The organism is Mucilaginibacter sp. P4_E8, from assembly GCF_056401495.1.
This window is the reverse complement of record NZ_JBFUJG010000056.1, coordinates 1-16,095: the sequence shown is the minus strand read 5'-3', so window position 1 is coordinate 16,095 and position 16,095 is coordinate 1. Positions and strand designations below refer to the sequence as shown.

The 16,095-nt window shown below is 42.3% G+C and carries 9 protein-coding genes; 7 read left to right on the top strand and 2 right to left on the bottom strand.

The genetic code is table 11. The features are described 5' to 3' along the window. Positions 1–70: 70 nt before the first annotated feature. The 4 genes from AC1DRQ_RS18425 to soxC are packed head-to-tail and all read left to right on the top strand — an operon-like array spanning position 71 to position 4,707. The gene (locus tag AC1DRQ_RS18425; RefSeq protein WP_477426203.1) at positions 71–1,510 is read left to right on the top strand and encodes a phytoene desaturase family protein; all 1,440 of its coding nucleotides are present in this window, start codon (positions 71–73) and stop codon (positions 1,508–1,510) included. A gap of 34 nt (positions 1,511–1,544) precedes the next feature. Then, positions 1,545–2,801: a YeiH family protein gene (locus AC1DRQ_RS18420; RefSeq protein ID WP_477426202.1), complete on the top strand. Its 1,257-nt coding sequence runs from the start codon at positions 1,545–1,547 to the stop codon at positions 2,799–2,801. A 12-nt stretch (positions 2,802–2,813) separates the two neighbouring features. Next, complete coding sequence (locus tag AC1DRQ_RS18415; RefSeq protein ID WP_477426201.1) at positions 2,814–3,431, top strand: c-type cytochrome; 618 nt, start codon at positions 2,814–2,816, stop codon at positions 3,429–3,431. A 1-nt stretch (position 3,432) separates the two neighbouring features. Beyond that, positions 3,433–4,707, top strand: coding sequence for a sulfite dehydrogenase (soxC, locus tag AC1DRQ_RS18410; protein ID WP_477426199.1), 1,275 nt, complete (start codon positions 3,433–3,435; stop codon positions 4,705–4,707). A 22-nt stretch (positions 4,708–4,729) separates the two neighbouring features. Here soxC and AC1DRQ_RS18405 read toward each other — a convergent pair whose 3' ends face one another. After that, positions 4,730–5,245 carry a DinB family protein gene (locus tag AC1DRQ_RS18405; RefSeq protein WP_429393943.1) on the bottom strand — a complete coding sequence of 172 codons (516 nt, stop codon included), beginning with the start codon at positions 5,243–5,245 and terminating at the stop codon, positions 4,730–4,732. Between the two features lie 185 nt (positions 5,246–5,430). Here AC1DRQ_RS18405 and AC1DRQ_RS18400 point away from each other — a divergent pair, with 185 nt between their 5' ends. Beyond that, entirely contained in the window at positions 5,431–6,438 is a 1,008-nt protein-coding gene (locus AC1DRQ_RS18400) for a phosphotriesterase family protein (RefSeq protein ID WP_477426196.1), read from the top strand. Positions 6,439–6,462: 24 nt separating this feature from the next. On the opposite strand, the gene AC1DRQ_RS18395 is transcribed toward AC1DRQ_RS18400, so the two are convergent. Further along, positions 6,463–8,877: an ABC transporter permease gene (locus tag AC1DRQ_RS18395; RefSeq protein WP_477426194.1), complete on the bottom strand. Its 2,415-nt coding sequence runs from the start codon at positions 8,875–8,877 to the stop codon at positions 6,463–6,465. Positions 8,878–9,528: 651 nt separating this feature from the next. Here AC1DRQ_RS18395 and AC1DRQ_RS18390 point away from each other — a divergent pair. Continuing rightward, positions 9,529–13,719 (top strand): hybrid sensor histidine kinase/response regulator transcription factor, encoded by a 4,191-nt coding sequence (locus tag AC1DRQ_RS18390; RefSeq protein WP_477426192.1) that lies wholly within the window; start codon positions 9,529–9,531, stop codon positions 13,717–13,719. 424 nt (positions 13,720–14,143) lie between these two features. Beyond that, positions 14,144–16,095 (top strand): SusC/RagA family TonB-linked outer membrane protein (locus AC1DRQ_RS18385; protein ID WP_477426190.1); only part of this gene is annotated, 1,952 nt, incomplete at its 3' end.

Below are 16,095 nucleotides of genomic sequence, written 5' to 3'. Positions count from 1 at the left end.
TTGATGTCAGCAACAAACAAATTAACTTACACAAGGATTGTACTGTGGTAAATACTAAGTTATATAAAAAGTGAAGCTCGAAAAACGTGATTATGATGCGGTGATTGTTGGCTCGGGGCCAAATGGCCTTGCGGCGGCAATACTGCTGCAACAAAACGGGCTTTCGGTTTTATTGCTGGAAGGAAAAGATACGATAGGCGGGGGGCTGCGTACCGAAGAACTTACATTACCCGGCTTTCAGCACGATGTTTGCTCGGCTGTGCATCCCCTGGCGGCTGGTTCACCCTTTTTTGAAACTTTACCACTTGCTGAGTATGGCTTAGAATATATTTATCCCGATGTTGCCGCTGCTCATCCTTTTGATAACGGTACCGCGGCTGTACTCAAGAAGTCGGTTGYGGAAACTGCTGCCTTATTGGGGACCGATAGCCAGACATATTTAAAACTATTGTCGCATTTGGTAAAAACATGGCCGGCAATGGCGCCTGATGTTTTAGGGCCGTTAACTTTTCCAAAACATCCTGTAGATATGGCCATATTTGGATTGGATGCTTTAACATCGGCCACACATTTAGCTAAACGGTTTAAAACAGAGGAAGCTAAGGGGCTTTTTGCTGGAATGGCCGCGCATAGTATACAGCCATTAAGTAATATCGCCACATCAGCTATCGCGTTGGTACTCATGGCAAACGGACATTTGAAAGGCTGGCCGGTACCAAAAGGGGGCTCCGGAAAAATAGCAGGAGCCCTGGCATCCTATTTTGAAGCTATTGGGGGCAAAATTGAAACCAATACCTATATATCGTCTTTTGAACAACTACCATCGGCACGTGCTGTATTGTTTGATGTTACGCCGAAGCAATTGCTGCAGATAGCCGGACATAAATTTTCTGCTATTTATAAATGGCAGTTGGAACGTTATCGTTATGGTATGGGTGTTTTTAAAGTGGATTGGGCGCTTGACGATGCCATCCCTTTTACAGCCGAAGAAGCAAAACAAGCCGGAACTGTACACATAGGGGGAACATTAAAGGAAATAGCTGCCGGTGAACAGCAGATATGGAAAGGTGGCCACCCTGATAAACCATTTGTTTTATTGGCACAGCAAAGCCTGTTTGACAACACCCGCGCACCCGAAGGTAAACATACCGCATGGGCGTATTGCCATGTTCCCAATGGATCAAGCAAGGATATGACCGGAATTATTGAACAGCAAATAGAGCGTTTTGCCCCTGGTTTTCGTGACCGCATAATCGGACGCCATACTATTAACACCCGGCAGCTTGAAAAATACAACCCCAATTATGTTGGCGGGGATATTAACGGAGGGGTGATAGATATAGGTCAGTTGTTTACCCGGCCGGTTTTACGCAGGTCGCCTTACCGTACATCGGCAAAAGGTATATATATATGTTCATCATCCACACCGCCCGGCGGCGGCGTTCATGGCATGTGCGGATACCATTCGGCCAAACGTGCGCTGAAAGATGTATTTAATATCAAATTATAAAAAGAACTATATCACCACTTAAAAATAAATAAATATGTCATCATCAACTACTAAATTAACACTACACGAAGATTGGGCAGTAGTTATTTTAGGTTCATTAATTATTATACTGGCTATAGCCGGTTTACTTTTACCTGTACCTACATTTGGCTGGGCAAATAGTGCAGCACTTTCAGATAAAGTGTTTAGCTCCGCCAACCTCTCAAAAATAGGGGTTCAGTTTGTTTTCGTGCTCATCATAGGCGGAATAGGGGCTTTGATTACCGGCAAGTCTGTTAAAAATTATGCATTAGGTTTTCCATTGGTTTACTTGATTACTATGGTAGCCCTGGTTCTGGCAGGCAGCAGCCAGGCAAAGGCTTTAAACCTGGAGGCTGTTATATTCAGTTTAGTTTTGGGCCTGGTGATCAGTAATTTTTTAAAACTACCTGAATGGTTAAAGTCGTCACTGTCAACTGAACTATTCGTAAAAATAGGATTGGTACTATTGGGAACCAGCGTTATTTTTTCTGATATTTTAAAGGCGGGTTCTTTAGGTTTAATACAGGCTTTACTGGTAGTAACATCGGTATGGTATTTTGCGTTTTGGGTTTGCAAAAAGTTAAAGGTAGATGATGAAATAGCCATGATGATATCGAGCGCGGTATCTATTTGCGGTGTTTCGGCCGCTATCGCGACCGCCGGAGCCATCAAGGGAGATTCCAAAAAACTTTCCTATGTGATATCCATGGTGCTAATCACAGCTATCCCGATGATGATCTTTATGCCCATAATAGCACATTACTTTAAATTTTCACAGGCAGTAACCGGCGCATGGCTTGGTGGTAGTATTGATACTACCGGCGCGGTGGTTGCTTCAGGATCACTTGTTGGCGAGGTTGCATTAAAGATAAGTACCATTGTGAAATTTTCGCAAAATGTGTTGTTAGGACTGGCCGCTTTTGCAATTTCCATTTACTGGACCTACACCCAACACCCCGCCGGCAGTGATCCTGATAAAAAGCCAACCCTAAAAGTGATCTGGGAGCGTTTCCCTAAGTTTGTATTGGGCTTTATAGGTGCTTCGCTGCTGTTCTCTTTCTTTATATCACCAGAAACTGGCGCCCATATTAAGGATAGCTTAAAAAACCTGCAGGGCCTATGGTTCGCGCTGGCCTTTACCAGTATTGGTTTAGAAACCAATTTTGCTGATCTGTTTAGCGAGAATAGTAAAAAGCCGCTGTACGCATTCCTGATAGCACAAACCTTTAATATTTTTATTACGCTGGCTATTGCCTTTGTTTTATTCTGATGATCCTGATCCATGCCAAAACCATTTAACAACGGTAATTCACTTGCAGCCATTGTATTGGGCATGCTGCTGATAGTGGTGCTTGGCGCATATAGTTATCATGCAGGAGCCAATAAACCAGCTTCTGCTTTTGTTGTGGATACCACCCAATGGCCTACATCATTTGGTTTTGGAAAACCCGCTGCTCCGCAACAAATTGCCGCCTGGGATATTGATGTGAGGCCCGATGGGGTTGGTCTGCCTGTTGGTTCAGGCAGCGTAGCTCAGGGCAAAGTTATTTACCTGGCAAAGTGCAGTGCCTGCCACGGTTCCGCAGAGAAAGTGGTGCCTGGTGTAAAATTGCCAGCACCTGTTTTGGTGAGCGATAGTACATCAAAGGTAAAGGCTATTGGCAATTATTGGCCCTATGCAAGCACCGTGTTTGATTATATACGGCGGTCGATGCCGTATAACCTGCCCGGGTCATTAACCAATAATGAAGTGTATGGTGTAACCGCGTACCTGTTAAGTGCCAATAAGATCATTAAATCTGATGCCGTATTAAATGCCAACACCTTACCCAAAATAGTAATGCCCGCGCAAAAATTATTTATAACCGACGACCGCAAAGGCGGCCCTGAAGTACGTTAATATGGAAAACACGGAAAAGTATAACGAGGCTGTAAATGATCATAAGGATCCACCTGTTTATAAAAAGATAAGTCGCAGGTTTTTATTGGGTGGCGCTGCTACTACAGCTATTGTTGCTATGCAGGCATCATTGGGCAAGTGGATACAGGTAGCCGCGCAACAACCAATGTTAAAGACCGATGATCCAACAAAACGAATAGGGTTTGGGCCAGGCGCGGTAGGCAAACGCTCGCCTTTTGAGCATCCGGTACGTATTAAATCTGATACTTCATCACGAACACCCTTACAGGATCTGTACAGTTCATTAACCCCGTCAGATTTGCATTATGAAAGACACCACGGCGGTGTTCCTGTTATTGACCCGGATAAATACGAATTGATGATACACGGCATGGTGAGCAAGCCCATGGTGTTTAAAATAGCTGATCTGAAAAGATTTCCATCGGTAACCCGTACCTGCTTTCTGGAATGCTCAGGCAATTTCAGATCAGGTAAAGAAACCCTGACACCGCAGGAGATCTGTGGATTAACCAGTCAGAGCGAATGGACGGGTGTGATGCTGTCTACACTGTTTAGGGAGGTCGGCGTTCAGCCTAAAGCCACCTGGTTCTTGGCCGAAGGTTCTGATGCAGCGGTAATGACCCGCAGCATACCGGTTAAAAAGGGTTTTGAAGATGCCATGATCGTTTACGCGCAAAACGGCGAAGCCATACGCCCAGAGCAGGGTTATCCGGCTCGCTTGCTTTTGCCCGGCTGGGAGGGCAATACCTGTGTGAAATGGATCCGCAGGATCGAGCTATCCGATGAGCCGTTCATGACACGCGAAGAAACTTCTAAATATACCTACCCCGTAAAAGATAGAATAAGACAGTTCAGCTTTGAAATGGATGCAAGGTCGATTATTACTTATCCGGCCTATCCCAATAATTTAGAGCGCGGCTGGGTAGAGATACGTGGCATTGCCTGGTCGGGCAGAGGTAAAATAGTAAGGGTAGAGATAAGCACTGATGCCGGTAAAACGTGGAATACTGCCCGCCTTCAGGAGCCTGTGTTGGATAAAGCCCATACTTATTTTAGGCATCTGTGGCAATGGGATGGCGACGAAACTGAAATCATGAGCCGCGCTATTGACGAAACAAACTATACCCAGCCTACACTGGAACAACTGGTAGGTGCGCGTGGTGCCGCGATCAGCGGATATCATATGAACCCCATAACCGCCTGGCATATAAAGCGCGATGGCAAAGTTTTATTTAAGCCAGAAAGCTGGAAATAGATTAAGAGATATCAAGGTATTTTCATGTTGCAGGTTGGGTAAAGCTTTTATCATCAGCCGAAGGGCCATAAATAGAAGGTACAGCAATGTCGTTTAGTCGCATATAAACCGTCAGCTGGCCACGGTGGTGCACCATGTGGTTGATACTCAATTCAATCTGTTCTTTTTTTGTTGAGGTAAACAACGTTTGACCATTGGCTTTTAGCTGAAAGGATGCTGCGAGCGAACCCTCGGTGACGGATAACAATGCTTCTTTGGCATCGGCTACATTTTTTTTAAAATGGTCGACCATATCCTGTGTAGTTTGCGGCTTATAATGCTCGAATGTCGCAAAATCAATGTCACCCTTCTGAATCATATGGGCGATCCATAAAGGTATTTCTGATACCAGTGTTGCGAGATAGCCTAATTCCATAGACTTTTCATGCGGTTTCCAGCCAAATAGTTCCATTGGTATACGTTCCAGGCACTTGGTGGTAGCAGGTGCTTCAGCTTCGAGTTCCACGGCGAATTGCTGAGCTAATAGTAAATCGTTCATGATATATTCTTGATAATGTTATATACAATAAACCACTATGCCTGATTGTTGTTTAGAAAATCTGTCTGCAAAAATTATTTTGGGATAAAGCCTGGCCGGAGTGCCGGAATAATGAGTCGCATTTTTTGACGGTTTACGTAGTTTTACATACAGAAATCTTATCTTGTAGATAATTATACACCTACATGCTATTCTCCCGCAAACAATTTCTTCTTGCCACGCTCGGCATAAGCTTCTACCGTTTCAGGCGAAAACCCGGAACGATAATAACTGTGCTTGGAGAGATCCCGGCAGACGCATTAGGGAAGACACTGGTTCATGAGCATATGTTGGTAGATTTTATCGGTGCTGACAAAATTAGTTATGACCGTTGGAACCGGGATCAGGTGGAACATAAGGTACTGCCTTACCTGCTGGAAGCAAAGCAGGCAGGGGTAAAATCCATATTTGATTGTACACCAGCTTTCCTGGGCCGGGATGTTATATTGCTAAAGAGACTGTCGGAAAAGACCGGCTTGCACATGATCACCAATACCGGTTATTATGGAGCTGTGAATAATAAGTACCTACCGGTTTGGGTAAAGGAAGAAACGGATAAACAGTTAGCTTCCCGATGGATCAGGGAGTTCAAAGAAGGGATAGGAAATTCTGATGTGCGCCCCGGGTTTATTAAAATCAGCGTGGATGCAGGTAAATTGTCAGCGCTTCATCAGAAGCTTGTTGGGGCAGCAGCTTTAACACACCTGGAAACAGGTCTTACCATTTGTTCCCATACCGGTAAATCACCTGCCGCCTTTGAGCAACTCGACATCCTGAAGATAATGGGCGTGAAAGCCGATGCTTTTGTATGGGTACATGCGCAGGCAGAAACCAATAGGAACCTGCATATTAAAGCTGCCCGGCGTGGTGCCTGGATAAGTCTGGATGGCATCGGATGGGGCGATTTCGAGAACTATGCCGATTCCATAGCCAGCTTAAAGCAGGAGCATCTGTTGCACCGCGTGCTGATTTCGCACGATGCAGGATGGTACAAGCCCGGAGAACCCGACGGAGGGAAGTTCACGGGTTTTACCAATATTTTCACCCAGCTTATTCCTTTGTTGAATAAGCTGGGTTTTACGCAAGCCGACTATGAGCAACTGCTTATTAAAAATCCGGCTTCCGCGTTTGCATTGGGCGTAAAATCCGGTTGATTATTAAGCTTTCACAGTAGTTCTTTATTCGCTCCTTAAACTCTTGACCGGGTTTTCCAGTGCTGCCCTGATACTTTGATAACTTACCGTAAGTAAAGTAATTGCCATGRCACCAGCGCCTGTAACGGCGAATATCCACCAGGATATTTCAGACCGGTATTGGTAATGCTGCAGCCATTGGTGCATAAAATAATAAGCAATGGGGGAGGCGATCAGGAAAGCGATCATCACCAGCAGTACGAAATCCTTCGAAAGCAGGCTCCAGAGATTCAATACCGATGCGCCTAATACCTTGCGTACACCAATTTCCTTAACTCGTTGCTCGGCTATAAATGATGCCAGGCCAAAAAGGCCGAGGCAGGAAATTAAAATGGCGAGTGCGGCAAAAACAGTAGCCAGGCTACCAATGCGTTCTTCAGCAGCGAATTTGGCGGCGTACTCCTCATCAGCGAACTGATATTCAAATGGCACCGACGGAATGATCTTCTTGAAAACGGCTTCTATTTTTGGCAAGGCCTGGCTGGCGCTTGTTTTAGGGTTGATCTTGATATTGATCATGGAGGTAGGGACGTGGCCTTTGATCATAAATACAGTAGGGTACATCGGCTCATATGGCGATTCCATGATCATGTCTTTAACCACTCCCAAGATCTTATAATACTTTAGGGGCCGGTCCTGGAATTTCCAGGTCACGCTTTCGCCAACCGGGTTTTTCAATCCCATGTATTTGGCGGCAGACTCATTAATAACCATGCCCGATGAATCAGAGATAAAGGCCCTTGAAAAATCACGCCCCTTGACAAATTGCCATCCTACTGTTTTGCCAAACTCAAAAGACACTGGCAAGGTGCCAAACTGGTCAATCAGATTGGGATCTTTGCCTTTCCAGTTAAATCCCCCATTACCGGAGGCTATTTCCGTAACCCTGCCAAAGGATTCAGACATTTCGGCTACTGCACCGGTGTTTTTGAGCTCAGACCGTAATAAGTTGTATTTCCCGTCAAAATCGCTTGATTTTTTCTGAACCATGACCAAACCATCCCGGGTATAGCCCACAGGACGATTTTTGGCGATCTGGATTTGCCGGTAAATGATGATGGTACAAATGATCAAAGCCACCGACACCGTAAATTGTGTAACTACGAGTACCTTGCGTGGAATAGATGCAAAACGACCAACCCGGAAGGTTCCTTTCAATACTTTAACCGGGTTAAAAGAGGACAGGTAAAGCGCGGGGTAGCTTCCGGCGATAATACTGGTTACTAAAATAAAGACGCCGCCTGCCGCCCAGAAATAAGCGCTTTGCCAGGGTATCATCACCTCTTTGTGCGATAAGTCATTGAACCAGGGGAGCGACAAGCGAACCAAGATCAGCGAAACCAGGAAGGATAATACCACAACCAGAAAAGACTCACTGTAGAACTGGCCGATCAGTTGTTTACGCATGGAGCCGATGGCCTTCCTAACGCCGATCTCTTTGGCACGCTTTTCAGAACGCGCCGTACTTAAGTTCATAAAGTTGATACAAGCCAGCAGTAATACAAATGCACCAATGATGCCAATCAGCCACAATAACTGTAGTGGGCCCGTATCTGCAGCTCCGCGTTTGTAGCTATGTAAGTGCCAGTCGCGCATGGGGTGCAGGAAAACCTGTGGATTTTGTTTAGCCTGTTCTTTCAGATCAGTCAGGTTTTTTAACTCCGCATCTTTAATATTCCTGGAAACCTGTTCAAAATCAGTATTGGGATTAATCTCTACATAAATTTTCAGGAAATGGTTTTGCCAGTCGTTCATGGCCCGTTCCTTGATCCATGGGTTATCCGCGATCCACAGATCGGCAGGCGACAGGAATTTAAGGTCCTTAAACTGGGTATTCAGTGGCAGGTCTTCGTAAACACCGGTAACTTTGACATCCATTTTGTTATTGATCTTCATCACCCGGTTCACGGGATTTGTATCGCCAAAGAAAGCTTTGGAAGTTGATTCGGAAAGCATGATCGAGTGCAGATCTTTTAAACCTGTCCGGGAACCGTAGATCATCTTCAGGGTCAGCATGTTGGGCGCGTCAGGGTCCATGAACAGGCCTTTTCTTGACAATTTCTTATCACCTGCTGATAGAATATCGTCAACATCCCAGGAAGCCATGACAATGTATTTGAAATTAGCCGCATAGTTGGTCTTAAGTTCGGTGAGCATCGGGAACTGGAGTGAAGAGTTCATACCGGGATCCCCGGTATGTGTATCAGTCACTCGCGTTCTGACCTGGGCAATACGGTCATAGTGCTGGTGATAGGTGTTAAATGACAATTCATCCCACATCCATAAGCCAATCAGCATGGCCACCGCCATACCGACAGCCAATCCGCCAATATTGATCAGGGAAGAGACCCCGTTCCTGGTCAGGTTTCTCCAGGCTACTTTCAGATAGTTTTTTATCATGACGTTACGGTTTAAACAAAACTGAAAAGAAGATATTTAACCGTACTGTTTTAAATATAGTGCCAATGTTTTAATTTATTGATTGTTAGTGTTTTATGGCGAATTTTAGCCTTGATATGTATCAGAAACGAACATCTGGCGTTCGTTTTTATAACAGGTCATACTACATCATAAAATGTGCGGCTGACAAGCCTGCGCAGTGGGCGATTTTTATACAATTAGTGGCATCTCATCCAGGCAGCAAAATACAAGCCGTACATCCGCTAATTTTGACTCAAAGCAACCGTCCTAAGTAAGGTTGTAAATTACTCAAAATCAGTAGTCCCGGCCATTGTGTGCGGCCTGTTGGTTATTTTTTTAAATAGCGGTTTTTGATTGATTTCACGAAAATAAAGTCCATCTTTATATAGGTGTTTACCTTCCATATTAGGAACAATATTTCTAAATTTAATTGCTTATTTATAAAATTAAGTGTTATTTTAACAGTAATTATAAACAATGGTCTTTCGGCCTTTTGAGTTTTATTTAAAAGATTTGAAAGGCCGTAAGGTAATACAACCGGTTTAATTTTAGTAATAACACCTCCAGCTTAGCCAATGATGAGCTGTACTTGTTATTTATTTATATAATAAATCGCTGATTATAAATGTGATGAAGAGGTTTTGTTTGTTGGTATTGCTTCAGGTTTTTATTTCGATAACTTATGGACAGGCACCCATAAAGAATAAAGTTCTGAAGTATACACTAAAAGATGGTCTTTCTTTTGGTATCGTCAATAGTATTACCCAGGATGAAAAGGGTTTTATCTGGTTTGCTACAAATGACGGACTAAATCGGTTTGATGGCTCTACTTTTAAAGTATTCAAGGTAAAGCAAGGCGATTCTACTGCGCTGTCAAGTAACTATGTTCAGAAAATATTTTCAGATCACGCGGGTTATATCTGGGTATCATCAAGGGATGGCTTAAGTAAACTGGATACCAGGAACGAAAGATTTTATCATTACAGGTTTACATCAAACCACACGAAAAAAAACGATGTGAACGACATCATACAAAGCAAAAATGGTAATTTTTGGATTTCCACGTATGGTTTGGGTATTTCTTACTTTAAAACGAAATCTGGTGCTTTTATTAGCTATAACCGGGTAAAGCTGCCACAATTATCCAGTGACAGAATAGTTTCCATGCTGGAGGATTCGCAGGGACTGCTTTGGTTAGGAACCCAGGATGCCGGAATTGATGTATTTCATCAGAAAGATGGAATTGTCACTGATAAAATTAATACCTCTTCGCAGCTCAGCGATTTTCCCCCGGGAAGAATTAATGATATTTTTGAAGATCATCTTCACAATATTTGGATCGCAACCAGTAACGGGTTAATTCATTATAATAGGAGTTTAAATAAGTTCATACGATACCAAACCAGTCAAAAGAATATTAAAAGCAATAGGTATATCTCACTTATTGAAGACAAAGATAAAAACTTGCTTATTGGGCTTCAGGACGGTGGGCTCTATAAATTACCATTGCAATCCGTTACTGATTCCGATTTGAAAAACTTTTCACTTACACCTGTTACCGGTGATGATGGTTATAACATCACCCAAAGATCGGTACAAACCCTGTATGTTGACCGTGACCAGAATATTTGGGTTGGTACATATGGAGAGGGGATCTACATGATCAGCAGCATTAAGGAGAAATTTATGCGGATCCAAAACAACAGATCTGATGCTATTGGCAAAAGTCTGAACAGATTTTATGGGATGTGCCAGGATGAAAATGGCGCATTATGGTTTGGTACGGATGGGGATGGTATCTTTAAAGCTTTGCCGGATGGAAGTGTTATTAAACATTACTATGCTGACGGACGTCCGGGGAGCCTGACCGATAACGCTGTTTTGTCTGGTTATCTTGACCGTGAAAATAATTTATGGTTTGGCACGTATGCCAAAGGCCTCTTTCGCTACGACAGAAAAGCGGATTTATTTGTCAATTATAATCATAGCGCCAACGACATTAAAACTATCGGTGGGAACGATGTTCGGGTGATTTATCAAGACAGCCATAAGAATTTATGGKTTGGTACTAATGGGGGCGGGCTTAGCCTTTTCAATCCGGCTACAAAAACCTTTACAAATTATAATCCAGGAAATAGCGCTCTTAGCTCCTATGACGTAAGGGCAATAATTGAAGACACCAAAGGAAACTTATTTATAGGAACTTATGGTGGTGGGTTAGATTATTTGGAGGTTCAAAGTAAAAAGATCCGGCGATTTTTTAATTCCCGAGAAGAAAAGGCTTATATGCCAAGCGAGGTTATTTTTTCATTGTATCTGGATAATAAATATAGGCTTTGGATAGGTACGGAAGGGGATGGTCTTGTTATCTATAATTTTCACGATCATACATTTAAGCGGTATAATGAAAGGGACAAACTGGCCAATAATACAGTTTATGCCATTAAAAAGGCCAGCGATAATTCGATATGGTTAAGTACAAATAAAGGTTTATCCAATATTGAACCGATAACAAACAAAGTGTCGAATTTTGATCAATCAGATGGTTTACAGGCCGGACAGTTCAATGTGGGGTCTGTTATATACGATAGCCGGAGCAGACTGATGTATTTTGGAGGTACCGAAGGCCTTAATGTTTTTGAACCAGAAAAGGTAAGCAAAAGCAATTTTAAGCCTGAGGTTATTATAACAGGCCTACAGATTTTCGGAAAACCGGTAGAAGTTGGCGATCCGGGCAAAAATGGAACTGTATTGTCAAGAACGATTAATGAAACTAAACAGTTGATCTTGCAACCAGATCAATCGGTGTTCTCCATTCAATATACTTCATTGAACTACGCTTATCCGCAAAAAGGTGCTTTTGCCTATAAAATGGAAGGGCTGGATAAGTCCTGGAATTTTGTTGGTAACCAACGATCAGCAACATACAGGTACCTGGAACCGGGTGATTATACGTTCAGGGTCAAATGCTCCAATCAGGACGGTATTTGGTTTGATGATTTTGCAACATTGCAAGTTAAAATTTTGCCGCCCTGGTATAAAACATGGTGGGCATATCTATGCTATATTGCCGCAGGAGGCCTTATCTTCTACTATTACCTGCTTTACCGGGCCAACCAGGCCAGGTTAAAGTATGAAATAAAAATCACCCAATTATCCGCTGAAAAAGACAGGGAACTGAATGAGCGGAAATTATCTTTTTTTACTAATATTTCCCATGAATTCAGGACACCGCTGACGCTTATTATCAACCCGGTTAAGGAATTATTGTACCATGAAAACGAGATTGACACAAGTAACCTGAATATAGTTTACCGTAATGCTAAAAGATTGTTAAGCTTGGTTGATCAGCTGCTTTTATTTCGTAAGGCAGATTCGGAGGCCGGCGTATTAACTATTTTCCGGCTTAACATAGTTGAATTAAGTAAGGAAGTGTTTTTATGTTTTACCTATCAGGCGAAGGCTAAAAGTCTGCTTTTTGAATTCAACTGTGCAAATGAACATATTGAAATATTTGCTGACAGGGAAAAGATGGAAATAGTTCTTTTTAACTTGTTATCCAATGCCATAAAATTCACCCCGGTTGGTGGAAGTGTAAAAATGGTGATCACTGAACAGGAATCTAATGTCAGTATCGAAATTATTGACACCGGGCATGGTATTAAAGAGGGAATAGGTGACAAATTATATTCCCGGTTTTATCAGGAGGAACATATCAAAAATCCATCGACCGGTGGTTTTGGTATCGGTTTGTTCCTTGTTAAAAAATTTGTTGAAGATCATTCCGGAAATATAAATTATGAAAGTGCGGTTGGCGGGGGAACACGATTTACGGTTACCTTATTAAAAGGAAAAAAACATTTAAAGAGTGATATCATTTTCGAGGATGATGAAACCAGTTCGGTTATTTTGCAGGAACTCGTTGAAAACGAAATCATAGTCGATGCTGAGCCAGAAGATGTCAATTTACTTTTTGAAGATGCTGACCTTAGTGGCGATTTAAAGTCAATATTAATTATAGACGATAATAAAGATTTAAGAGAATATCTTAAAATGCTTTTCAAGCATGATTACAAAGTTTATTCGGCTGATGATGGTAAAGAAGGGCTATTAATCATCAGGGAGCATTTGCCCGACATCGTAATTAGCGATGTGATGATGGAAGGTATGAGTGGCATAGAACTGTGCGCTGCAATAAGAGAGGATATAAACATCAGCCATATTCCGGTTATACTCCTTACTTCAAGCACATCTCCTGATATAAAACTGAAGGGTATTGAAGGCGGTGCAGATGATTATATCAGTAAACCTTTTGATAAAGAAATTCTTAAAGCCCGTGTAGCAGGTATTTTAAAAAATAAGAATACGTTGCAAAAGTATTTTTATAATGAGATCACGCTTAACTCAAGTAACCAGAAAATACCCGCTGAGTATAAAGCCTTTTTAGAAAATTGCATAAAGATCGTCGAAAAACATATCCAAAACCCTGACTTTGGTATTCAGATCCTGGCCAGGGAATTGGGTATATCGCATTCCACATTGTATAAAAAGGTCAAGTTTATTTCAGGCCAGTCTGCCAATGGATTTATAAGATTTATCAGGCTGCGAAAAGCTGCGGAGATATTGATCAATACCAGGCATAATATTTTTGAAACAACTTATCTCGTTGGAATCAACGACATCAAATATTTCAGGGAACAGTTTAAAAAGTTATTCGGCATAAATCCATCTCAATATATTAAAAAGTACCGCAAAAATTTTTCTGAAGATCTGGTACATAATGAATTCAATAATACGGCTAAAAGTTTCGGGGAATATTAAGACTTCGGTTACTAATTTATGCTGCATCTCATTCCTATCTGTGCGTGCTGTAGAGAAGATCGTCATTGGTAATTAACGAATATTTTTAAATAATTATGCCGATCCTGTCAGTATGTTCCAGCAGGTGATCTATTCTTTTCCAAACTCATCAGGGATTTATTTAAAATATTCATCATCGTAGATAGCGAAGAGGAGCGAAGCTGTTTTTTTTAGTTTTTATAGTTAAAATACCTTTTTACCCCTTTTTTTTTGACGATTAACCACCCGTCGGTTATATAGATTTCATCGACCTTAGCTGCCATAAACCAAATTTCGCGTGCTTTATTTTATTATTTGATATAGCCAGTCCAGTGATAAAACGTGGACAGCTGAACAAGTTGCACGTGTTTTTTTAAATAATTATTAACCCCTAAAATTTAAAAACATGAGAAGAAATTTACTGAAAGAATTTTCACCGCATGGAAACGCAAGAAGAACTTTAAGCATGCTCCTTGTTGCTGCCGTTGCGTTTTTATCACCACTGCGCGGCCTCGCAAAAAGCTTGGAGTATGGGATAACAACTGAAAGATTGAAAAGCGCGGACCTGACCGTTACGGGTGTGGTAACAGATGAAAAAGGAGCACCACTTCCCGGAGTTACTATTGTTGTTAAGGGAACTACACAAGGTACAGTGTCGGACATTAACGGTAAATATTCCATAACGGTAAAGGATGAGAATGCATATCTCGTATTCAGATCCATCGGTTATACTACACAGGAAATCGCGATAAATGGAAAATCAGGTATCAATGTGCAGCTGGTTGGGGATCCCAAATCTCTGAACGAAATTGTAGTTGTAGGTTACGGCTCACAGAAAAAAGCTACCCTTACCGGATCAATATCGCAGGTTAAAGGTGCCGAACTGGTTAAAAGCCCACAACCCAACCTTTCAAATTCGCTTGCAGGGCGTTTCTCGGGTGTTATTGTAAACAACCGCAGCGGTGAGCCTGGTTATGATGGCTCAAACATAACCGTTCGTGGTTTGGCTACCACAGGTAATAACAACGTACTTATCGTAGTTGACGGAGTTCCAGGACAAATTGGCGGTTTAGAAAGGCTTGACCCTAATGATATCGAAAGTATGTCGGTATTAAAAGATGCCTCGGCAGCTATATATGGTAACAGGGCAGCCAATGGTGTTATTTTGGTTACTACCAAAAGAGGTAAAACCGGTAAACCTACAATAAACTACAGCTTTAACCAGGGCTTCAGTTCGCCAACACGTTTGCCTAAAATGGCCGATGCGGCAACTTACGCACAGATCATGAACGAGATCAATTACTATACAAGTCCGACCCTGGGTTTAAACCAGTCATACTCTGCCGAACAGATCCAGAAGTTTAAAGATGGGTCTGATCCGCTTAATTATCCAAATACCGATTGGGAAAAGCAAACCCTTAAAAGCACCGCATTACAAAATCAGCATAGCCTTTCTATCGGCGGTGGTAGTGAAGATGTAAAATATTTTGTGTCGCTGGGTACCATTTATCAGGATGGTATATACAAAAACGGCGCTACCAAGTATCACCAGTACAATTTTCGTTCAAATATTGATGCTAATGTTACCAAACGTTTAAAAGTAGGATTATCCCTTTCGGGCCGTGAAGAAGACAGGGTGTTCCCGGGGACTGGCGCGGGCGATGTCTTCCGTTCTGTATACAGGGGAAACCCTACTATTGGAGCCTATTTCCCTAATGGCTTACCAACAACCGGTGTTGAAAATAACAACCCTGCAGTACAGGTAACCGACATTGGTGGTATAAACAAAAACCCAACGCAGGTTTTCAACGGCATTTTAAGGGGCAGTTACGCTATACCAGGTATTGAAGGATTATCACTTGATGGTTTTTTCTCTGTAGATAGATCGGATGCTTTTGATAAAAACTTTAGCACCCCTTACATTTTATACAAATATGATGCAGCCACTAATACATACCCCAAAGTTGTGGTTGGCGGTAATAACAACAAAGCAACACTGTTTGAATCGCAGGACAATCAATCGCTAATTACCTCAAACATTAAGCTGAACTTTGTTAGGAAATATGGCTTGCATGACATCAACGCTTTTGTGGGTTACGAACAAAGTAAAACTCATCGTGAATATTTTGATGCAAGGCGTTACAACTATCTATCATCACAACTGCCCGAATTATCACAGGGCGGAAGTGCTGCTACTGACTACCTGAATTCTGGTTACAGTTCAAACTATAACCGCCGAAGCGTGATCAGCCGTTTGGCTTATGCCTATGACGAAAAATATTTGTTTGAAGGCCAGTTACGTGCTGATGGCAGTTCCATATTCCCTTCAGGAAAACAATGGGGTTACTTTCCTTCAGC